Raw genomic sequence first — 21241 nt, forward strand, 5'->3', positions numbered from 1 at the left:
CCGCGCTCTAGCGGCTTCTGCGCTGCGGCGAAAGCAGTCAGCGCTTCGCCAGCCGTGCGAGGATGCCGCCCATTTCGAACACGGTCGCCTGTGCATCGAGCGATTGGGCGAGCGCGACCGGGCCGAGTTGCGCGGCGGCTTCATACACCGCAATCGCCTCGGCCAGCGCAGCGCCCTGCCGATTGCGTGCCTCGGCAAGCGCGAAGGCGGGGACGCGGGCGAGAAACGCCTCGTACCGGGGTTGCGCCGCTTTGGTGCCGAGCGTGCGGGCGAGACGCGCGCGGATCGCATTGTCGGGATCGCCGCGCGCCGCGATGGCGGCCATCTCGCTGTCGATTGCCGCGAGGTCGAGCCCGGCGAAGCTCAGCGCTCGACCCGGCGACCCCTGCCCCGCGCGGACCAGCGCCGCGACCTCCGCCGCGCTGGCGTCGGGCATCGCCGCGCGCACTGCGGCGGCGACCTCGCTGTCGGGCAGCGGGTCGAAGCGCAGGACACGGCAGCGCGAGCGGATCGTCGGGAGCAACCGCCCCGGCGAATGGCTGACAAGCAGGAAGATCGTGCCTGCCGGCGGTTCCTCAAGATTCTTGAGCAGCGCGTTGGCGGCACCGGGGCGTTCGACATCGTCGATCGCGTCGATCACGATGACGCGGCGGCTCGACATGCTCGGCTTGGTCGCGAACATCGGGTTCAGCGCGCGGATCTGGGCGATGTTGATCGACCGTGCGATATTCTCGCCGGGCTTGTCGGGGTCCTTGGGCAAGCGGACCAGTTCGCGATAATCGGGATGCGCGCCGGACTCGATCAGCTTGCGCGTCGGATTGTCGTCGGGAAGCTCGAAACTGTCCGATGGCGCGACCTGCCCTGCCCCTTCCGCCAGCAGCCGTGCGGCCGCGGCGCGCGCGAAGCTCGCCTTGCCCAGCCCCTCGGCGCCCGCGATCAGCCAGGCATGGTGCAGCTGGCCGCTGGACATGGCGGCGCGAAACGCGGCCTTTGCCGCGGCATTGGGACCGGTTGACGTCATGGCAGCAGGTCGGAAAGCGCATCCATCAGCGACGTTGTGACGTCATCCATGCTGCCCGACGCATCGACCAGCCGCACGCGATCGGGTTCGGCTGCGGCGATGCGACGAAACTGCGCGGCGACGGCGGCGTGAAAGTCCGGCCCGCGCGCGCCGAAGCGGTCGGCAGCGCCGCCATCGCGCGCCAGCGACCGGGCATGGCCCGCGCCATCGGGCAGGTCGAGCACGAGTGTGCGGTCGGGCAACAGCCCCTTCGACCCGAAGCCGTGCAGCGCAAGGATCGCGGCATCGTCGATATCCTGCGCGCCCTGATAGGCGCGGGTGGAGTCGACATAACGGTCGCATACCACCCAGCTGCCGGCCGCGACCGCGGGGCGGATCAGCTTTTCGACATGGTCGGCGCGCGCGGCGGCGAACAACAGGGTTTCGGTGTGTGCGCTCCAGCGGGTGACCGCGCCCTGCATTAACAGGCCGCGGATCGCCTCCGCCCCCTCGGTCCCGCCGGGTTCGCGGGTGAGCACGACATGGATGCCCCGCGCCTCGAGCGCGGCGGCGAGCCGCCTGGCCTGGGTCGACTTGCCCGCCCCCTCCCCGCCTTCGAGGCTGAGGAAGACGCCCCTCACGCGCCGAACAGCGACATGAGGCCTGCCCAGATACGGCCAAAGAAGCCGGCTTCCCCCACATCGGCGGCGGCGACCAGCGGCAGCCGCTGTTCGGGCAGGCCGGGCGAGGTAACGACGAGGTCGGCGATATGCTGGCCGGCCTTGATCGGCGCCTTGACCGGACCCTGATAGACCACGGTCGCGCGCAGATCGGGATTGGCGCCGGACGGGATCGCAATGGCGAGATCGCGCGGGGCGACCAGGCCGACCTGCGACGCGTCGCCCAACTGGACGTCCGCCTGCTCGACCGTGCGACCCTTGGTCACCAGCTTGCGCGACGACCAGGCGCGGAACCCCCAGTCCATGAACTTGACCGATTCCTCGATGCGCGCATTGAAGCTGTTCAGCCCCGCGACGACCATGACGAGCCGACGGCCATTCTGCTCGGCCGAACCGGTGAAGCCATAGCCGGCCTCTTCGGTGTGCCCGGTCTTGAGGCCATCTGCGCCACGCACGCGCCCGAGCAGCGGATCGCGGTTCGCCTGCGTGATCGGCGCGCCGCCCACGGTGGTGCCGTAGGTGAAGCTTTCCTTGGAATAGAAGCGCTTGTACAGGTCGGCGTGGTTGGTGATCGTCAATTTGGCGAGCTTTGCCAGGTCGCGGGCGGTGACCACGGTGCGGCCCTGATCCGGCCAGCCGTTCGACGTGCCGAAGCGGCTGGCGTTAAGGCCGATTTCCTTGGCCTTCTGGTTCATCAGGTTGACGAACGCTTCTTCGGTCCCGGCGATGTGCTCGGCCAGCACGACGCAGGCGTCATTGCCCGAGACGACGACGATGCCGTTGAGCAGATTTTCGACGCTGACCTTCGAACCCGGTGACAGAAACATGGTCGAACCCGCTGACGGACCATGCCATTTCCGCCAGGTTTCGGGGCGGACATCGGCCATGTCGGACAGTTTGAGCTTGCCCTGCTTGATCAGGTCGAACGCGACATAGGCGGTCATCATCTTCGCCATCGATGCCGGCGGCATCGGGCGGTCGGCGTCCTTGGCAAACAGCACCGCGCCCGACGACAGATCCTCAAGATACGCGACCGGGGCTGCTGTCTCGAACGGCGGCGTCTGCGCCGTCGCGGGCGCGAGCACGAGCGAGAAGGCGGTGGCGGCGAGGAAGAACTTCTTCATGGGGCTTATCGGATCCAGCGGCTTGAGGGTTCAGGGAATCGAAACGATGCGGGCATCGCCATAGCCGCGGCGGGCGACATCCGCACGCGCGCGTTCGGCTGCGCCATGGTTGGGATAGGGGCCGAGCTGAACGCGGTACACGCCGCCGCCCGGACGGACGATTCCGCCCAGTTCGTCGGCGAGCACGCGCGCGCGCGCGGCGCTGGACAAGGCAGCGACTTGCACGAACAGCCCGCGGGCGACGGCCGGAGCCGGGCGCGGGGTTGGGCGCGTCACCGGGCGGGGTGGCGGCGGCGCCACGCTCTCCCGCGGCGGATCGACCAGCCGGCGACGCAGCCCGGCCAGCAGCGCCGGCGGGGCATCGGCGCGCATCGGCGCCGCCTGTCCGGCGGCGAGAAGTGTCGCATCCTGTGCGGTCACGGTGACGCGGCGGACGCGTACCGGCGGGTTTCCGGTCACCCCCAGCTGACGCGCGGCACCGGCCGACAGGTCGATCAGTCCGCTGCCCGGTCCGCGGATCAGGACGAAGATGGTTCGCCCGCTGTCGAGTGCGGTCACTTCGGCATGGCTGCCCTGCGGCAAGACGCTGCTCAGTGCAAACACGCCCTCCCCCGGCCCGGCATAGCCGGCATAGCCGACCCGGTCATAGCGTTCTTCGCCCGGGCGCAGGCGCGAGCTGCCCTGCGGACCGGCCGCTGCGTCCGGATCCGCGGGCGCGGCAGCCGGTGGCGGCGCGGCGCCGACGGCGGGAAGCTCGTCCAACCGCTCGCCGCCCGCGCAGCCGGAAACGAGCAGCGCGATCGCGACGATCTTAATGTTCGACTTCATCGGCCAGCAGTCCCACCGAAAGCGCGTAGAAATTCGAGCAGTTATAATCGAGAATGACGCGGTAGTTGCCGGTCAGCAGATAGGCGGTCTTGCCCGGCCCGTCGGGCTCGAGCAGCGTTGCCTGAATATGGTCGGCCGGCCAGTTGCCGGACTGCGGGACGATGCCCAGCGCGCGCCATTCGGCCATGCTGCGCCATTGCGAATGCCGCTCGAACACCCGCTTGCAGCGCGTCGGTACCGTGCGGTTGGCAAGCGCGGCGCGGTTGAGCCCGGCGGGAACGGTCACCGCAACCCCCCAGGGCTGGCCCGGGCGCCACCCCGCCTCGACGAAATAATTGGCGATCGAGGCGAGCGTATCGGCCTCGTTCGACCAGATGTTCGCGACGCCATCGCCATCGCCATCGCGACCGAGCCGCAGATAGACCGACGGGAGGAATTGCGGATAGCCGAACGCACCAGCCCAGCTGCCCTTGAGCGAATCGCGCGGGACGCCGCGGTCGATCATCTTCATCGTGGCAATGAACTCGCCAGCGAACAGGGTGCGGCGACGCCCCTCATAGGCCAGCGTCGCGAGGCTGCGCGGCAAATCGAAATTGCCGGTATAGCTGCCGTAATTGGTTTCATGGCCAAAGATCGCGACCATGATCGATTCGGGCACACCCGTCTCGCGCTCGACCCGCTCGAGCTTGGCGCGCAGCCGGCGATAGGTTTCGCGCCCGCGATTGATTCGCGCGGCATCGACATGCCGCGCCTTATAGGGGGCAAAATTGGGGATCGGGCCGGTGGACCCGCCGCCCGGCTGGTCGCGGTCGAGCTCGACCACGCGCGGGTTGAAGGTCAGGCCCGGCAGCACCGCGTCGAGCGTACGGGCGCTGACCCCCGCGCGCAGCGCTTCGGCGCGCAACGGGCCGTTGATATAGGCCTGAAACCCCGCCTCGTCCTGCGCCACCGCCGGCGCGCCGCCGACGCCAAGCGCCAGGACGGCCGTCCCGACCAGGATGAACCGGCGCAGCGCGCCCCTTAATCCGCTGGATCCATGCATGCTGCATCTGTGCCACAGGGCGCGATGGGCATGAACCCCTTTAGGCGGTTAAATCACGGCACTCTTGCGGAAAACAGGCCGAACCGCCTAAGGCCCGGGTCGCGCGGAGAGGTGGCCGAGTGGTTTAAGGCAGCGGTCTTGAAAACCGCCGTAGGTGCAAGCCTACCGTGGGTTCGAATCCCACCCTCTCCGCCATTTTCCACATCAAGCGACTGACGTTTCGGGGGAAATATCTCGCGCGGAATACGGCCCAGCTGCCGGCCCCAGCGTTCATGGGGCGCGAAACGGGTTGTGGGCGCGGTGTGCCGCATCGATCGGTTCATGGACCCGCAGCGAACTGGCGCCCGCTTGGTCTGGTCAACCGACGGCATGTCTGACCGCGAGTGGCGCGGGCGATCCAGGCGCGCTAGACTGCCGGAGGACGAGGGGGTCCGCAGCGGTGACAGGGGCAGATATTGGTTGTGTTCGCGGCTCGGCCCCAAGACACTGACGAACCGCCGCTGCCGCAATTCTCGCCAGAGCTGCGCTTCGTGGTCGCCGCGGCACGATTGGTGGGCGGAGACGACGCAGGGGCAGAATTGCACCGCGCCGGAACACAGGTCCGCAACTGGAATGTGGTTCATCGGGGGCTTGCGCAGCACGGTCTGATCGGTCTCGCGGTTCCAGCGCTCGCACGAACGGGCGGCGTTCCTGCCGCGATGCTGGCTCCCCTCAAGTCTGAGCACGCGGCGCACGTCGTGGGGGTGATGCACAGGCTCCGGGAATTGTCCCGGATCAAGCAGGCGCTGGATCAAGCGGGGATCCGTCACCTGTTCATCAAAGGCATCGCGCTGTCGATCCAGCTCTATGGCGATCCGGTTGCCCGCGGCGGGCGCGACATTGACATATTGGTCGAACGGTCGCGGACGAGGGATGCAGAGGCGATCCTGCGCGATCTGGACTATGAGTTACCGATCCATGCCGCCGCCCCGCCGGACGCCGCGGTCAACGCGCCGCCCAAGGAAAGCGGCTGGGTGCATCGCGAGAGCCGCATTCTCGTCGAACTTCACGACCGGCTCTGTGAAAATCATGCGCTCCTGCCCTGGGACTTCGATACACTTTGGGCGGAGCGCGAACTGGTCGAGATCGGCGGGATGGCCATACCCGCCATGGCCCGGGGCCGCCTGCCCGTCTATCTTGCGGTGCATGGCATTCGGCACGGTTGGCAGCGGTTGTTATGGCTGGTCGATCTGGCAACCGTGCTGGAGGAACCAGCCGCGTGGGAGGAGGCGCTCGGCGATGCGGCGCCGCTCGGGCTTGAGGGAATGCTGTTGCATGTCGGCTGGGCACTGCATCACTGGCTTGCACGTTCGGTGCCGGACGCGCTGCTCTCGCGCGGCAAACGGCGCATCGACGTGCTGCTGCTCAACCGACTGGTCGCGCGCTTCCACGACGGGCCGAATTGGTATGAGCCGCAACCGCGCAACTCGGTGCGGCGGTTCATCGCGGGCAGCGTATGGAGCCGGGCGATTACCTATGCGATGAAGCCGACGCGGGCCTTTTGGAGCCGTCAACTCGCCTTTGACCTTACCTCGCCGCAGGACCGTGCCGCGTTCGCGCTACCCGATCGATTAGACTGGCTCTATCCGCTGATCCGCCCGTTCGGTTGGGCGATCCGCCGCCTGCGCCGATGATTTGCAGCACAAGATCGAGTTCGGACAAAACAGCGTGACCCACTTTTACAGCTTTGGCGGACTTCGGGTCCGCTCGTCGATCGAGTTGCCGAGCCTGGTCAGCGCGGCGGAGGCCGAGGGCCGTTGGGCGGGCGAGCTCGATCTGCGAGTCGAGACCGGGGTCCCGGTCGATCACGACGCCGTGAGCTATGAGTGGCGCCACGGATACCGCATGCGCATCGGCGAAGCGGACGGGCGCTGGCTAATCCGGTCCCGGTTCGAAGGCAGTTTTCTGATCGCGCGTGACGGGCAAACCCTGACTTTGATTGTCGATGCGATGCCGCCCAGCCCCGCGGCGATCGAAGTGCTGTTGCGCCGCGTGTTGACTCGCGTGCCGATGTTGCAGGGTGCGATCGCGGTCCATGCCGCGTCGCTGCGGTGCGATGGCGGCGGCATGCTGCTGATCGGACGATCGGGCGCCGGGAAGTCGACGCTCTGCGCGGCGCTGACCGTGCGCGATCACTGGCAGATCCTGGGCGACGACACCGCATTGCTATGGCATCGCGAGGCACCGATGCTTGGCGCCGGGGCCAAGAGTGTGTGCCTGTGGCCGGATTCGCGCGACGGACTCGCGTTCGCGCCGGACCTGGCGGTTCCACTGGCCAGCGCGACCGGCAAGGGGCGCTCGCCGGTCGCTGCCGCTGATCCGCCGCCACTGACGCCGCTACGTGCGCTCGTCTTCCTTGACCGGCGCGATCCTGGTGCGGAGCCGCGCCTGGAGCCGCTCGACATTGCCCAAGCGATGGCGCTGATCGTGCCACAAATCATCCATTTCAACCCAAGCGGCACGAGCGTTGCGGAGCGTATCCATGCCGTGACCGGGCTGCGCAGCGTATTGCAGACGCGCCCGGCCTTCCGCTTGGTGTACCCCAGCGACTATGCGGCGTTGCCCCGGGTCGCAGCGATGCTCCGCCTGCTCGTTGCCGAGGGCGCGATTGCGTCGGCGCATCAGTCAGGTAACGATAGCGCATGATCGACCGTATCGCGCAGCTCTCCGCCTTGTTGCCCCAGGTTTCCGACGATCCCCGTGCGCTGATCGCGATTGCACGCCAGATGATCGCAGCCGGCGACCGGCCGCGCGCCCTTGCGCTGGCGGAACAGGTGCATGCGATGACCGGTGGACGCGGCGAGGCCGGCGTGACCGCCGCCGAAATACTGAGCGACGGTGTGTTCAGCTGGCACTTCATCATACCGCGCGACCGGGCGCGCAACGATGCCTATGAGCAGGCGCTGCGCCGCGCGATTCGGCCCGGGAGTCGGGTTCTGGAGATCGGGACTGGCACCGGGTTGCTGGCGATGATGGCGGCGCGCGCGGGTGCGCACGTGGTAACATGCGAGGCCGATCCGGCGATTGCTTCGGCGGCACGCGACGTGGTTGCGGCAAACGGCTACGCTGACCGTGTGACCGTGGTGAACAAGCATTCGACCGACCTTGATCCAATCCGCGACATGGGTGGGCTGGCGGATATTCTGGTGTCGGAGATCGTCAGCAACGATCTGTTGAGCGAAGGCGTGCTCGCGGCGCATGAGGATGCGGTCGCACGCTTGCTTGCCCCCGATGCCGTGGTCATTCCTGCACGGGGCACGATCCGCGTGGCGCTCGCCCGCGACCTGCGTGACCGCTCACCGCGCCTTTGTGACGCGAGCGGGTTCGATCTCACCGCGTTCAACCGCCTCGCCCTGCCCAACGAGACGATCCGCGTCGGGATGGATCAGGTGGCGCTGTGCAGCGAGCCGGTCGATCTGTTCAGTTTCGACTTCGCTACCGCCGAGCGCCGCAAGCCCGAGCGCCGCGAATTCGACATTTCCTCGTTCGGGGGCCGGATCGACGGAATTGTCCAGTGGATCGCGTTGACGCTGGATCCGGTCGGGCGATACGAGAATCGCCCGGAACCGGGGGCGGCGTCGTGTTGGGCGGCGCTGCTGTGGCGGTTTCCTGCACCGGTCGACACGAAAGCGAACGATTGCGTAACAATCGGCGGCGCACATGAGCGCGACCGCGTGCGGCTATGGGTATCCGATTGATCCGCGCTGGCTTGGATGCTACCCAAGGGGCTCAATAACGGGTGGGTATCATGGAACAGCTTCCGCAGAACGAGCAGACCGTCGCCCCGGCGAAGACCGAGGAATGGGTGAAGCCAGAGATCGCCAGCTTCCTTCCCGCAAAGGCTGCCGAGGGTATCTCCTATCGCCCGACCGATGGCATCAGCAACCTGACGCCCTGATCCACGCGGCCGCCCCGCGCTTCATCGGCGCTGAGCGGCCGGGATTATCCATTGACTGAAAGCACTGCGTGTTGACGGAATCGCCCGCTCGCGCACCGTTTGTTGCGCCTTATGACCTCGCGTCGGCAGCGCATGACTATCCCGTTTGGGATGGTCCGCCGCGCCGTACGGTCCTTGTCTGCACGCACCCGCGATCCGGCAGCACCCTGCTCGGCGAAGCGCTTTACTTTGATGGCGGGCTGGGCTGTCCGCTCGAGTATTTCCATGCCGGGTTCCGTCCGTCCTTCTCGCGCCGCTGGGGTGCGTGTGACTTTGACAGCTTGAGCGCGGCGGTTCGCCGGCACCGGACGACACCTGACGGGACGCTCGGGGTAAAGCTCTTCTGGCGCGATATCGAGGAGATCGCGCGCGAAGCCGATCCGGCGCTGGAGCGCTTTGCCAATGTGCCGCCCTGCGATGTTCCCGCCGATTATTATGCGGCGCTGGCAGCTCATGTTGCACGGCTGTTCCCCGACCCCAGCTTCGTCCATCTATGGCGCGAGGACAAGTTGCGCCAGGCAGTCTCGGCGGTGCTCGCGGTCGAGACCGGACGCTGGCGTTCGATTCCGGGCACGCCGGACCCGATGGTGCCCGCGACCGCGCCGTTCGACGTCGAGCGGATCGAGCGCATGATGAGCTATTCGGATTTCTGCCACGGCCATTTCCGCAATCTGTTTGCGGCGATGGGCGCGATGCCGCACGGCGTGACCTATGAGGCGCTGACGGCCGATTACGCCGCGTCGGTGCGTGCGGTGTTGCGCCATCTGGGCAGCGATGCCGAGCCGCAGGCGCCCCGGATGCGGCGACAGGCGGATGGCACGAGTGAAGCGATGGTGCTGCGCTATCTGCGCGAGCGCGCGGTGCCCGTGCGGCTGGCATAATGCTTCCCCCGATCCTGCCGCATCTCCGCTTCGACGCGTTTCTGGACACGCCGACACGCGCCGCGCTGCTCGATTGGACGCTGGCAAATTCCGCGCGGTTTGTGCCCGCGCAGTTGATGCGCGGAGTGGTCGATACCGATGTCCGGCGGTCGCTGACGCTGCGCGACCTCGGTCCGCTGGCAGCGGTGCTCGAGACCCGCCTCCGCGAAGAGGCATCGCACTGGTCGGCTGCGCTACGCTCGACGCCCTTCGTCACGAGCGAGGTCGAACTGGAGTTGGCCGCGCATAATGACGGCGCGCATTTCACACTCCACACCGATACCTATGCGAGCAACGAAGTCGCGCGGGGCGATCGGATGCTGAGCGCGGTCTATTATTTCCACCGCACGCCACGGGGCTTCGACGGGGGCGCGCTGCGCCTGCACCGGCTTGGTGCCAAGGCTGGCGACGCCGGACACGATATCGCGCCAGACGACAACAGCCTGGTCGTGTTTCCGTCCTGGGGGCCGCATGAGGTGATGCCCGTGCGCTGCCCGTCCGGCGACTTTGCGGATTCGCGTTTCGCCGTGAATTGCTGGATCTATCGCGCCCGACGCTAGGCTGCGAATTCCAGTACACCGCGCTCGATCAGGTCGGAGACAAACTCGGTCACGTCGCTGCGACAGGTTTCGGCATCGACCGTGTAACTGGCGGCCATGTGGTCGGTGAGCGCACCCAGCGTCTGCGGCTCCTCGACAAACGCCCAGATTTTCGCACCGGTGCGGTTGAGCTGAAAGAAGTACCCCGTGTCGATGTCGAGCAGGATCGCGTCGTCGGAAACGTCCGCGCCGACCACGGTTGCCTTGCGTCGCAGTATCGTCGTCGTGTCGATCGTCACCGCCTGCCCCATCGCTTCACCCTCACGCTTTCAGACCGAATGCATGCTCCAGCCACATGTCGGTGGCAAGCGTGAACCAGACCGGCCCCCATGCGGTGTCGGGGATCGGGCCCTGCCCACCGGCTTGCCGCCATGCCTCGAACGGCGCGTGCATTGCCGCGATTTTCTCCGGCACGATCCAGCCGAGCTTGACCGCAGTCAGATCGTGCACGGGTTTCTGGCGCAGCAACTCGCCGATCGCATCGACCTGGTGCGAGACGAAATAGGATTTGGTGCGGCGTTGGCGGATTTTTTCGGGCAAGGTGCCCTTCATCGCCTCGCGCAGCAGGAATTTGCGCGTGTTGAACTTGCGCAGATGCTCGCCGCCCGCGCCCATGAAAAAGTCGGTCAGCCGCCGGTCGTGCAACGGGTGGCGGACCTCGACCCCGTGATTCTCGGCGAAGGCGAGCACGCTGTCGATCATCGTATAGCGCCGCCCGAGCGAAAAGACGCTGTAACGCGCCTGCTGGTCCATGCCGCGCAGGCCGGCGCGCGCAATCCTCTGGTGCCAGCGATCAACGAGGCCGATACGCGCCGTCCACTCGGGGCGCAGCCAGTCGGGCCGGTCGAGGCGAAAGTCGAGATGCGGGGTCAGCAGCGCCTCGCGATGCTTGGGGCTGACGATCGGCATCAGCGTGCTGTAAAGCGTCCGCCGCGCCTGGACATACCAGGGAGAGTCGGGCCACATCTCCGCGCCGTGGCGGAACAGCTTGCCCCAGCGTCCGGCCATGAAACGGTCAGGCCAGTGTGCGAGCGATCCGTTGAGCCAGTCGTCGCCGCCTTCCCCGGTCCACAGCACGCGGCGACCGTCGGTCTTCAGCGCCTTGAGTACCCCGCCCATTGAGTCGAGTACGTTGGGCCGCACCGGCAGCTGGTAGGAATCGGCGCACCATTGCCGCGCGACATCGGGGTCGAAACGTCGCGCGCCGACCACCTCGGCAGTGATGCCGAGATGGTCCTCGACCGCGCTGCTCCATTCGGTCTCGTCATGCGGCTCGCCAGGAAAGCGCGCGGAGATCGCACCGACCGGCTGGTCGAGCTTCCCCGCGCGATACAGCTCGGTCGAACGGCATACGATCGACGAGGAATCCAGCCCACCCGAAAGCTGCGCTGTCACAGGTCCGACGCTGCGGCTGGTCGCGATCAGCGACTGGTCGAACAGACCGTTGAACCGCTCGACATGCTCTTCGAGTGAGCAGTTCGACAGATCCTCGAACGGTCCGCCGTGCCAGTTCCAGCGCGATACCTTGCCATTTTCGAACGCGATTGCGCCCCCTTGTGGCACACGCTCGATCCCCGCCCAGAGCGTGTCGGTTTCAGTTACGAAGCGCGCCGAGAGATATTCGCCGATCGCCCCTTCGTTGAGCTTTCGCTCGAACCCGAGACCCAGAATCAGCGCGCGCGGTTCGGTGGCAAAGCCGAAGGTCGTGCCGTCATAGGCCCAGAGCAACGGTCGCCAGCCCATCGGGGAGCGAAACAGGTCGAGCCGGCGGGCCCGCGGCTGCCACGCGGCAATCGCGTAATCGCCAGCCAGCCGATGCACAAAGTCGCGGCCCTCGCGCTCGAACAGCTTGAGTGCGATCAGACCGTCGGGCGCGTCGGCCAGTCGATCCCCGTCACTGCCGAGAAGCGCGAGCAGTTCGCCGCGATTGTCGAGCCGACCATCGCACAGCAGCGCAATTCGCGAGTCCGCGCCGATGAAGGGCTGGGCCTCGCCGCGCGCTTGCGGCGTGGTCGCATGTGCGAAACGGACGAAGCCGGCCCGGTCGTCATGCCAGGTCTGGACGCCATCGGACCCGCGGCTGAATGTCGAGCCGGCAACGCGATCCAGCAATTCCTGGCCGATCGGTCGATCATCGGTGAATACGCCACCGGCAATTCCGCTCACAGGACTGCCTCACGCATCGATCAGGAGCCCGAGCTGGATCGCTTCGGCGACAAAGCGATCGATATCGGCGCGCATCTCCACCTCGGCGACGGCATATCGGGCGGCCAGATCAGCTGCGACCCGCGCGAGCGGCGTTCGTGCTGCGATTGCCGTCCAGATCGCCGCCGCTGACGGATTGAGGACATGATACTGACCGTCGCGCGCATCATAAATCGCGAGCTCGCCCGAAACCGGGGGCCAGGACAGTTCGGGAGCAGGTCGGATCATTCCGCTTGCTCGCACGAGTGAGCCGCCCCCTTCAAGTGCCTGGTGATACCGTCCTTCACGTCGGTCAGCTCGCCCCAACTCGGCTCCGCCGCGGACAGGCCCGCATGCGCAATGCGGGACCGCGCTCCGGGAGTGCATCTGTGGCGTGATCACGCCTTCAACATGGCGGCCAAGGGTGAAGCTGGACGGGATGATCAGGAACGATCACGTTCACGATCATCGCGACCGCATCGATTATCCCCGCCCGATCAGCCGCATCGCGATCCGGTCCGCGACCTCGCTCGCCGGGTCGCCGGTGCGATCGCTTTCGTCCCATACTTCGGTGAGACGGTCGGGGATCCGGGCGATGCGGGCTTCCACCTCGGCGCGGTCGCCCTGCCCCAGATACTCCAGGCCGACATTGATGATGCCACCCGCGTTGATCACATAATCGGGAGCATAGAGGATGCCGCGCGCATGGATGCGTGCGCCGTCGCCCTGCTTTGCCAGCTGGTTGTTCGCCCCGCCTGCGACGACCTTGCACTGGAGTGCGGCGATGCTGTCTTCGGTCAGGATCGCGCCCAGCGCGTTCGGGCTGAAGATCTCAGCGGGAACCGTCGCGATGGCATCCGCGGCGACGACATCCGCACCCAGTTCGGCGGCAAGCGCCTGCGCCTTGTCGGCGTTGACGTCGGCCAGGGTCAGCTTGGCGCCATCGGCGGCGAGACGGCGGGCAAGGCCGCCGCCGACGCTGCCGACGCCCTGCACCGCGACATGCACGCCCGCCATCGAATCGGCGCCGAGCGCGCGCTTCGCCGCCGCCTTGACGCCGAGATAGATGCCGAGCGCCGTGAACGGTCCCGGGTCGCCGCCCGCACTGCCGCCCGCGACGGGCAGGCCGGAGACATGCCGGGTGCGCGTCGCGATCACCTTCATCCGCTCTTCGGACATGCCGACATCCTCGGCCGTCACATAGCGGCCGCCCAGCGACTCGACCGCTTCGCCAAAGGCGATCAACTGCGCTTCGGTGATCGTCGCGCCGGGCTCGGGGGCGAGCACCACGCCCTTGCCGCCGCCCAGGGGCAGGCTGGCCATTGCATTCTTGAAGCTCATGCCGCGCGACAGCCGCAGCGCATCGGTGATCGCGGCGTTACCATCGGCATAGTGCCAGAAGCGCACCCCGCCGGCCGCCGGACCCAGATTGGTCGAGTGGACCGCGATGACCGCGCGAAGGCCGCTGCGCGGTTCGGTGATCAGGTGAACGCCCTCGTGAGCGTCGAAATCGGGGAGGTCCCAAACCGCAGTCATGGCGCTATCCAGTCGCTAACAAAATTTCTGGACCGCGACATATTATTTGCAGCGGCGAAGCGCCAGCCCAAATGTCGGTATTGGGAAAATGGGGCGATCGACGGGACTTGAACCCGCAACCCCCGGCATCACAAGCCGGTGCTCTAACCAATTGAACTACGATCGCCGTGGAGTGGCGCGCTTAGCGGCGCGCCTGCGCACCGTCAAGCCTGTCCTCACGCGGTCAGAAGATGGGGATGCGCAGCCGGAATGAAAGAGCCGGTCGCCGAACTTCGCGTGACCGCGATCGCGGTTTCGACGGTGATCCGCCCTTCCCGCGCGAGCAAGCGCGCCGATCCGGCGAGCGTCGGGGCCCGGACAAAGGCATGGCGCGCAAGGATTGCGGCGTCGCCCCCCTCGGCGAACAGGCGCCGCAATCCGGTATCGGCCGCAACCCCCTCGAACAGGATGACCGGTGCGCCGTAACCGCTGCCGGCGCATGCGCTGCATCCCACCGGCTCATAAACGACCGTTCCGGGATCGACTCCGAGCAGCGCCGAATCGGACCCGCGCGCCTGGACCGGGCGGCGGCATGCCGCGCACAGGCCCGCGGCCGCGTGCGCCGCGACCAATGCGCGCAGCGCAAAGGCAAGCAGATGCCGCTCGACCCGCAATCCGCGCAACCGGGCAAGCGCACCCATCGTGTCCGCCGCATCGACGCCGATCACGACTCGCCTGCCGCGCTGCGCGTGGTCGAGCGCTGCGGTCAGCAGGGAGCGATCATCGCTCGCCGCCACCAGGATTGCATCGCAATCCATCCGGGCGGCGATGTCGAGCCGCACGCGGTCTTCCCCGACATCGGCGATATGCCGCTCGCCTGCACCGTCGGCGATGGCGCGCATCACCCGCTGGCGTAGCACCGGATCGGTGGCGGCCACCAGGATCGCCCCGCCGGGGATCGCACATTCGCGGTCAAGCGCGGCGCGCATCGCGCCCGGCATGCCGAGACTGGCCAGCGCTTCAGCGCGCGGGCGCTGCGCGGCGAGATCGATCACGACGCGATCATCCAGCGTCTCGGCAAAGGGCAGCGCCACGGCTTGATCGAACCATGCCGGATCGACCTCGCTCGGGCCGAACGGCATCAACCCGGCCGCGGTCCGCGCATAGAGCCGAACGCCCTCGCCCGCGCGGATCAGGTGCAGCGCGGGAAGCTGCGCGTCGAGTGCGGTCTGGATCAGGTCGTGAAGCGGGGACGCGCGGCCGGTCATGTTGCCGACTTATGGCTGGGATATGACGTTTAAGCTGCGTTGAGGTGACAGATTTAAGGCGATCAGCGACGCTGGCGGTCGGCGCGGCCATCTGGCAGGAACGCACCATGATCGCTCAGTCTGCTGCCGCCGGTTTTCCGATCGAACCCGTGATCGCGCGCCTCGGTGCGCGACCGGGGGTCCAGAAGGTGCCGACTCCCAAACTCACCCTGTTCGTGCGCAAGGGCTTTCTCGACCCGGCATTCTGCGCCGAGCTGATGACGATGATCGATCGCGATCGGCGCCCCTCGCTGGTGTCGGACTATAATGGCGACGACGCATTCCGCACCAGCGAGACCTGCGACCTGCCCGGCGAGGATCCGGCGGCAGCACGGCTCGACCGCATGATCTGCGACTTTATCGGCCTCGATCCCGCGCATGGGGAGCCGCTTCAGGGCCAGCGCTATGCGGTGGGTCAGGAGTTCAAGGCGCATACCGACTATTTCGAGCCGACCGGCGTCGATTTCGAGAAATTCTGCGCGGTGGCCGGGCAACGTACCTGGACCGTGATGATCTATCTGAACACCGTCGAAGCCGGCGGAGCGACGCGGTTCAAGGCGATCGACAAGATCATCCAGCCCGAGCCGGGAAAATTGCTGGCGTGGAGCAACCTGCGCTCCGATGGGACGCCGAACCCGACCACGCTGCACCATGCGATGAAGGTCCGCGCGGGCACCAAATATGTCATCACCAAATGGTTTCGCGAACGCCCCTGGGGATGACACCACGAAAAAGGGCCGCCCCGTGTGGGACGGCCCTTTTCTGTCCATGGTGGTGGATCAGAACTTCGCGCTAAGGCTCAGCGAGAATTTCCGGCCCACATCATAGGTGTTGGTGTCGACCCGCACGTCGCCGGCGAAGGTCTGATATTCCTGGTACCGGGTCTTGGTCAGGTTGCGCCCCTCGAACTTCACTTCGAATTCCGCACCCGCCAGCTCGAAGCCCTGGCGCGCGACGAGGTCGATCGTCAGGCCCGGCTTTTCGATGATGTCGGGCAGACGGACGCCTTCAACCACGGGGCCGCGGTTAGTGACGCGCTCGCTCGCATAGTTGAACAGCACGGTCAGCTGCGACAGCGATTCGGTATCCTCGATGCCGATCTGGAAATTGACCAGATGGTCCGACTGGCCGACCAGCGGCGCACCGTCATCGAACAGCAGCGACGACTGGACCGCCGGGGCGCCAAGGATCGGGCTCGGGACGAGCTGGTCGCCCGAGTCGATCTCCGACTTGGTGTAGGTGTAGTTGGCGACCAGCAGCAGGCGCTTGGTCGCGAAGAAATCGCCGCCCAGAGCGTCGAGACCGAAATACTTCTGCGCCTCGATCTCCCCGCCCCACAGCTTGGCGCTGGGTGCGTTGGAGAAGCCGGTCTGCAGCGAGGTCGAACCGCCCGCAACAAAGGCCACTGCCTCGATCGGGTTGTCGATCTTCTTGAAGAAGCCGGCAGCGGTCAGGCGCTGGTCGCGCGCGAAATACCATTCGTACCGCGCTTCGGCATTGTACAGCTGCGAGTCGACCAGCAGCGGGTTACCGATGAACTGACGGCTGCTCTCGAAATCCTGATACAGCTGCGGCGCGAGTTCGCGGAACTGCGGACGCGCAATCGTCTTCGAACCATGGACGCGCAGCTGCATGTCGGGTGCGAAGTTCCAGGTGACCGTTGCTGCGGGCAGCCAATAGTCATTGTCGAGGCGCGTGCCGGCGACTGCGCCGGTCGGGTTCACCTGCTGCTCAGCCGTCTCGTAGCGGACACCCGCAGCAACGCGCAGACCGTCTGCAATCTCGGCCTCGCCCTGAACATAGCCGGCATGGACCTTGAGCGACGCGTCATAGGCCGCGGCGCCGGTGCCGGTCGATTCGTTGCGGAGCGTGATGCCGTAGGTCTGGAGATTGTAATCCGACAGCAGATAGTCCGGGCGCTGCTGCGATACCGCCGTGCCGACCGGACCGTTGTTCGGACCGACAAAGCGGAAGAAGTAGCGATAGGACTGACGCGTCGTGTCCGAATAGGCATAGCCCGCCGACACGTTGATCGGGCGCACGCTGTCGAACTCGTACGCGATATCGGCCGCGCCGGTCCACAGATCCTCATTGAGGTCGCTGAACGCGATCGTTGCCGCACTCGGGCTGCTCAGCGCGTTGGTATAGTCGCTGACGACCGGATCCCAGATATACCGGAATGCGCGCTCATACGGGGCCTTGCGCTTAGTGTTCGCATAGGCGCCGCGCAGGTCGACATCGACCGCACCGAAATCGAGTTCGGCGACGATCTGGCTGGTGAACAGCTGGCGCTCGAACCAGTTGGTGTTCTGCGTCGCGAAGGACGGCACGCCAAACTGGCCCGGAATGCCGAAATTCTCTTCGTCGAACTGGCCGATGATCGCCTGCTTCAGCGTGTCATGGATATAGACGTTGGTGAAGCGGATCAGATGCTCACCCGCCTCGATGCCGAGGCCGAGCAGGCCGTTGGCAATGACGCGGTTGTCGGTGGTCACCTGGTTGCCGTCGCTGGCGAGGCCGCCGTCGGCGCCGATCGCGACCTGCTGCTTCTGGGCGCGGGTCTGCCAGCTGTTCGACAGGCCGCCGGCGCCGATCAGGCCGACGCGCGCGCCGCCGATGTCGACGGTCTTGGCAAAGCTGGTGCCGACCGACCAGTTGGCGGGGATGTGCGCATTCTCGAACACCACCGTCGTCGGGGCGTTCGACAGCTGCATCAGCTGTGCCGCATCGGTGATCGAGGTGCCGGCCGCGCCAGCTGCCTTGATGAAGCCGGGGACGGTGCGCTCGCCATCGTCATAGCCAAAGACGTCATGGCTGCCACCATCATAGGTGTAGCCGAGCTCGCTGGTGGTGACGGTGTCGAAGCCGATCGACCCCTCGATCTCGAAAAAGCCGTCGCGCGGCGCGGCGCGCGTGGTCAGGTTGATCGCGCCGCCGCCGAACTCACCCGGATAGTTGGGCGAGTAGCTCTTCTGAACCAGCGCCGAGGCGACGATGTTGGTCGGGAACAGATCCAGCGGCACGACGCGGCGGAGCGGTTCGGGGCTGGGCAGCGGCAGGCCGTTGAGCAGCGACGAGGAATAGCGATCGCCAAGGCCGCGGACATAGACAAAGCCATTGCCGACCACGCTGAGGCCGGTCACGCGGGTCAGCGCGCCCGCAATGTCGCCCTCACCCGTCCGCGCGATATCCGCGTTCGACAGGACCGAGACGACCTGGGGCGTGACCTTGATCACATTGGGGAAGTTGCGGCCGATCACCACGATTTCATCGCTGGTGTCGCCGGCGCCCGGGGCGGAGATTTCGACCTCTTCCTCATCCTGCGGAGCAGCTTCGGCGGCCGAATCCTGTGCGGCCTGCGCGAGCGCCTGCGGCGCGACGAGTTGCGAGGTAAGAAGCAGCAGGCTTCCGAATGCGGTGCTCTTTTTCATCTGTCGATGTCCGTGTTCAGAGGCTGGCGTTTTCAGAAGCCAACATGATTGAGAGGTTGGCCTTCAAAAGCCTGGTCCCGCCAAGGGAACCGGAACCGGCGGCCCCTTTTCCGCCGGTTCCGGTAGTCGGTCACGTTCCGATCAGGTGGTCGGAACGGTCGTGCATGCGGTACCCGCCGCGCCGAAGTTCGCGCGGTTCGAGTTGCAGGTCCAGCCCTGGTACCAGGTATCGGTCGGGCCGCTGACGGCGCCGATATAGCTGGTGGTGACCAGGAACGCGCTGCCCGACGGGTTCAGCGTCGCCGCGTTGAACGCGGTCACGCCGGTGGCGCCGGTGCCGGGCAGATAGCCCGAGGTCAGCGCGTTGGCCGCAGTGCCGTTCTTGACGTTGTTGGTGCCAGCGTCGACCAGCGCTTCCTGCTCGGCGTTGGTTACGGTGATGCTGTTCACCGCAGTCTCGGTGGTCAGGCTGCCGGTGCATGCGAAATAGTTCGAACGGAAGACCGGCGGGCCCTGCTCGTCGATGGCAGCATTCGCCGCGCGGATCGTCGACTTGCCACCATTGTCGGTCGTGCCGGCAAGGACGTTCAGGCACGGACGGCCCGACACGAAGATGCCGTTGACGAAGGTGAAGTCAGCACCGCCACGCAGACGCAGGCCGGCGTTGGTGCCGGTGCTGGTGTGCACGAAAGTGAAGTTCGCGATACGGCCGTTCTGGCGCGGGGTCGCATCTTCGTTATTGTTGGAGTCGATCTCCATGACATAGTTGTCGCCGGTCGTATTGTTCGGCTTCTGGATCGCGATGGCGAACTGGATGAAGCCCTTCCAACCCACATCCGTGTCGATGCTGTCGTCATCGGCGCCGGTGACGACCCAGTAACGGCCATTGTGCGTGCCGCCGAAGATCTCGATGCCGTCGTCCGAGCTGTTGTGGATCTGGATATATTCGATGCGGGTGCCGCTGCCGACGCCGCCGGTGGTGATGCCCTGCAGCTCGTTGTTGGGGCTGATCACGGTGCCCGAGTAGCGGACCTGAACATAGCGCAGAACGCCCGAATTGTCGCCCGGGGTGGCGCCGCCGTACAGTGCGTTGCCGGTACCTTCGACGACGTTCTCGCAGTTCACCGAACCGCCGGTCACGCCCGACAGGTTGCAGTTCGAGATCGGCGCGCGGCCGGCGAGGATGATGCCGCCCCACAGGCCCTGCGATTCGTCGGTCACGCCACCGGTCAGGTTCTGCTGTGCGGTGAAGATGATCGGCTGGCTCGCGGTGCCCTCGGCTGCGATCGTCGAGCCGCGGTTGACGACGAGGAAGTCGTTGTCCGCATTGGTCGTGTTCGCATAGACGATGACGCCAGGCTGGATCGTCAGGTTGCCAGCGGTACCGGCGGTGCCGGCGCCACCACGATCGACGCCGACATCGACGCGGCCGTTGATCTCATAGGCAACGCCCGGCAGCTTCTGCAGGGTCATGTTGGTGATGAGCGCAGGCAGACGGCAGCCGCGGAACGCGCCGACGACGCCGGCGTCGGTGGTGCCGGTCGGGCAGCTGGCGGCCGGCGTACCCGGTGCCGGGGTCGGCGACGGGGTGGGGGCCGGTGCGGGCGCGGGTGCCGGCGCAGGAACGACGATCACGCCCTCGCCGGGCGATGCAACGCTCGAGGCGCCGTCGCAAGCGGCGAGCGTGGCGCCCGCGACGCTGGTCATCAGGATGAGGCTGATACGCTTGAAGTCGGCCATGAAATTCTCCGTTCCGGTCGATCCCGGTTTGCAGGATGTGGGCGAGCGCCCCGGATCGACTCGGAACATCCCCCTGCCGATCACGCGAGCCGCGCTAGGCGCCGCGGATGACGGAGCGATGGGATTTGGGAGAAACTTCCATGACTTTTGCGTGACACTTGCGTGACGCCCCGAGCAGCTGACGGCTGGGGCGACCGTCAATTTCGAGCTACGCCATTGAAACATCGCGACTCTAATCAGAGATTCATGCTGTAGCGCCGCGCCCTGGCATCAGCTGTGGGGGGGGGGCACTCGCAGGTTCGGGAAAGAATGTTGCGCGAGCGCCACAGTCCCGGCTGCCCGAACGCAAAAGGCCCGCCGGAAATGTCCGGCGGGCCTTTGGGAGGTGGTGGGCGCGGCTGGGATTGAACCAGCGACCCCTGCGGTGTGAACACAGTGCTCTACCACTGAGCTACGCGCCCATCGCCATGTCGCGCCCGATCGGGCGCTGCTGGCATGTCCGACCTGAACCGGACACCCCGCGCGAGGCGGGGAGCGGTGCCTCTAAGGGGACCGGAACGACTTGTCCAGCCCCCTGTGCGCCAATTAGTTGACCGCGTCCTTGAGCACCTTGCCCGCCTTGAACTTGGGCTGCGACGACGCCTTGATCGTCATCGGCTCACCGGTGCGCGGGTTGCGACCGGTCGACGCCTTGCGCTTGGAAACCGAAAAGGTGCCGAAGCCGACCAGGCGCACTTCGTCGCCCTTCTTCAACGCTGCGGTAACCGCGTCGAACACCGCCTCGACCGCCTTGCTCGCGTCACCCTTGGCCAGACCTGCGGTATCCGCGACCGTGGCGATCAGTTCCTGTTTGTTCATGCCCTTTGAACCCCTGCTCTTTTTGAATCGGCTTTTC

General features: G+C 66.5%; 20 protein-coding genes and 3 tRNA genes. 8 read left to right on the forward strand and 15 right to left on the reverse strand.

The genetic code is table 11. The annotated features are described in order from the left end of the window. Positions 1-37: 37 nt before the first annotated feature. From J2Y54_RS01120 to J2Y54_RS01140, 5 genes are read right to left on the reverse strand one after another with little or no spacing between them, the layout of a single operon-like run. A complete protein-coding gene (locus tag J2Y54_RS01120; protein WP_310036259.1) occupies positions 38-1021 on the reverse strand; it encodes a DNA polymerase III subunit delta' in 984 nt (327 codons plus the stop codon). After that, positions 1018-1641 (reverse strand): dTMP kinase, encoded by a 624-nt coding sequence (tmk, locus tag J2Y54_RS01125; RefSeq protein WP_310036260.1) that lies wholly within the window; start codon positions 1639-1641, stop codon positions 1018-1020. Before tmk ends, J2Y54_RS01120 begins: the two co-directional genes overlap by 4 nt. After that, complete coding sequence (locus J2Y54_RS01130) at positions 1638-2804, reverse strand: D-alanyl-D-alanine carboxypeptidase family protein (RefSeq protein ID WP_310036261.1); 1167 nt, start codon at positions 2802-2804, stop codon at positions 1638-1640. The genes tmk and J2Y54_RS01130 overlap by 4 nt, the downstream gene beginning before the upstream one ends. Before the next feature lie 30 nt (positions 2805-2834). Continuing rightward, positions 2835-3632 carry an SPOR domain-containing protein gene (locus tag J2Y54_RS01135; RefSeq protein WP_310036263.1) on the reverse strand — a complete coding sequence of 266 codons (798 nt, stop codon included), beginning with the start codon at positions 3630-3632 and terminating at the stop codon, positions 2835-2837. Further along, complete coding sequence (locus J2Y54_RS01140) at positions 3616-4674, reverse strand: lytic murein transglycosylase (protein WP_310036265.1); 1059 nt, start codon at positions 4672-4674, stop codon at positions 3616-3618. The genes J2Y54_RS01135 and J2Y54_RS01140 overlap by 17 nt, the downstream gene beginning before the upstream one ends. A 105-nt stretch (positions 4675-4779) precedes the next feature. Here J2Y54_RS01140 and J2Y54_RS01145 point away from each other — a divergent pair. From J2Y54_RS01145 to J2Y54_RS01175, 7 genes are all read left to right on the forward strand, one after another. Continuing rightward, positions 4780-4869, forward strand: a tRNA-Ser gene (locus J2Y54_RS01145). A gap of 266 nt (positions 4870-5135) precedes the next feature. Continuing rightward, positions 5136-6347, forward strand: a complete 1212-nt coding sequence (locus J2Y54_RS01150) for a nucleotidyltransferase family protein (protein WP_310038420.1) — start codon at positions 5136-5138, stop codon at positions 6345-6347. A gap of 34 nt (positions 6348-6381) precedes the next feature. Continuing rightward, positions 6382-7359, forward strand: coding sequence for a hypothetical protein (locus J2Y54_RS01155; protein WP_310036266.1), 978 nt, complete (start codon positions 6382-6384; stop codon positions 7357-7359). Then, a complete protein-coding gene (locus J2Y54_RS01160) occupies positions 7356-8411 on the forward strand; it encodes a 50S ribosomal protein L11 methyltransferase (RefSeq protein WP_310036267.1) in 1056 nt (351 codons plus the stop codon). Before J2Y54_RS01155 ends, J2Y54_RS01160 begins: the two co-directional genes overlap by 4 nt. 50 nt (positions 8412-8461) lie before the next feature. Continuing rightward, on the forward strand, positions 8462-8611 hold the full coding sequence (locus J2Y54_RS01165; protein WP_310036269.1) for a hypothetical protein: 150 nt from the start codon (positions 8462-8464) through the stop codon (positions 8609-8611). Between the two features lie 68 nt (positions 8612-8679). Next, the gene (locus J2Y54_RS01170; protein WP_310036272.1) at positions 8680-9531 is read left to right on the forward strand and encodes a Stf0 family sulfotransferase; all 852 of its coding nucleotides are present in this window, start codon (positions 8680-8682) and stop codon (positions 9529-9531) included. Next, positions 9531-10130, forward strand: a complete 600-nt coding sequence (locus J2Y54_RS01175; RefSeq protein ID WP_310036274.1) for a 2OG-Fe(II) oxygenase — start codon at positions 9531-9533, stop codon at positions 10128-10130. The genes J2Y54_RS01170 and J2Y54_RS01175 overlap by 1 nt, the downstream gene beginning before the upstream one ends. On the opposite strand, the gene J2Y54_RS01180 is transcribed toward J2Y54_RS01175, so the two are convergent. From J2Y54_RS01180 to J2Y54_RS01205, 6 genes are all read right to left on the reverse strand, one after another. After that, positions 10127-10420 (reverse strand): PqqD family protein, encoded by a 294-nt coding sequence (locus J2Y54_RS01180; RefSeq protein ID WP_310036277.1) that lies wholly within the window; start codon positions 10418-10420, stop codon positions 10127-10129. The two genes, J2Y54_RS01175 and J2Y54_RS01180, sit on opposite strands and share 4 nt — an antisense overlap. A gap of 10 nt (positions 10421-10430) precedes the next feature. Then, positions 10431-12335, reverse strand: coding sequence for an asparagine synthase-related protein (locus J2Y54_RS01185; RefSeq protein WP_310036278.1), 1905 nt, complete (start codon positions 12333-12335; stop codon positions 10431-10433). Between the two features lie 9 nt (positions 12336-12344). Continuing rightward, positions 12345-12602 carry a PqqD family protein gene (locus J2Y54_RS01190; protein ID WP_310036279.1) on the reverse strand — a complete coding sequence of 86 codons (258 nt, stop codon included), beginning with the start codon at positions 12600-12602 and terminating at the stop codon, positions 12345-12347. 234 nt (positions 12603-12836) lie between these two features. Beyond that, positions 12837-13889, reverse strand: coding sequence for an amino acid dehydrogenase (locus J2Y54_RS01195; RefSeq protein ID WP_310036280.1), 1053 nt, complete (start codon positions 13887-13889; stop codon positions 12837-12839). Between the two features lie 89 nt (positions 13890-13978). Beyond that, positions 13979-14055: transfer RNA gene (locus tag J2Y54_RS01200), tRNA-His, on the reverse strand. Positions 14056-14104: 49 nt separating this feature from the next. Continuing rightward, complete coding sequence (locus tag J2Y54_RS01205) at positions 14105-15136, reverse strand: hypothetical protein (protein ID WP_310036281.1); 1032 nt, start codon at positions 15134-15136, stop codon at positions 14105-14107. 107 nt (positions 15137-15243) lie between these two features. Between J2Y54_RS01205 and J2Y54_RS01210 the strand changes: the two genes are divergently transcribed. Next, positions 15244-15897, forward strand: coding sequence for a 2OG-Fe(II) oxygenase (locus J2Y54_RS01210; protein ID WP_310036282.1), 654 nt, complete (start codon positions 15244-15246; stop codon positions 15895-15897). A 57-nt stretch (positions 15898-15954) separates the two neighbouring features. On the opposite strand, the gene J2Y54_RS01215 is transcribed toward J2Y54_RS01210, so the two are convergent. The 4 genes from J2Y54_RS01215 to J2Y54_RS01230 form a co-directional block, all read right to left on the reverse strand. Continuing rightward, the gene (locus J2Y54_RS01215) at positions 15955-18606 is read right to left on the reverse strand and encodes a TonB-dependent receptor domain-containing protein (RefSeq protein WP_310036283.1); all 2652 of its coding nucleotides are present in this window, start codon (positions 18604-18606) and stop codon (positions 15955-15957) included. 141 nt (positions 18607-18747) lie between these two features. Continuing rightward, positions 18748-20346, reverse strand: a complete 1599-nt coding sequence (locus J2Y54_RS01220) for a hypothetical protein (protein WP_310036284.1) — start codon at positions 20344-20346, stop codon at positions 18748-18750. Between the two features lie 386 nt (positions 20347-20732). Beyond that, positions 20733-20807, reverse strand: a tRNA-Val gene (locus tag J2Y54_RS01225). 124 nt (positions 20808-20931) lie between these two features. Beyond that, positions 20932-21204, reverse strand: a complete 273-nt coding sequence (locus J2Y54_RS01230) for an HU family DNA-binding protein (protein WP_310036285.1) — start codon at positions 21202-21204, stop codon at positions 20932-20934. Between the last annotated feature and the right edge of the window lie 37 nt (positions 21205-21241).

This window comes from Sphingomonas sp. BE123 (assembly GCF_031456015.1).
Lineage (GTDB): Bacteria > Pseudomonadota > Alphaproteobacteria > Sphingomonadales > Sphingomonadaceae > Sphingomonas.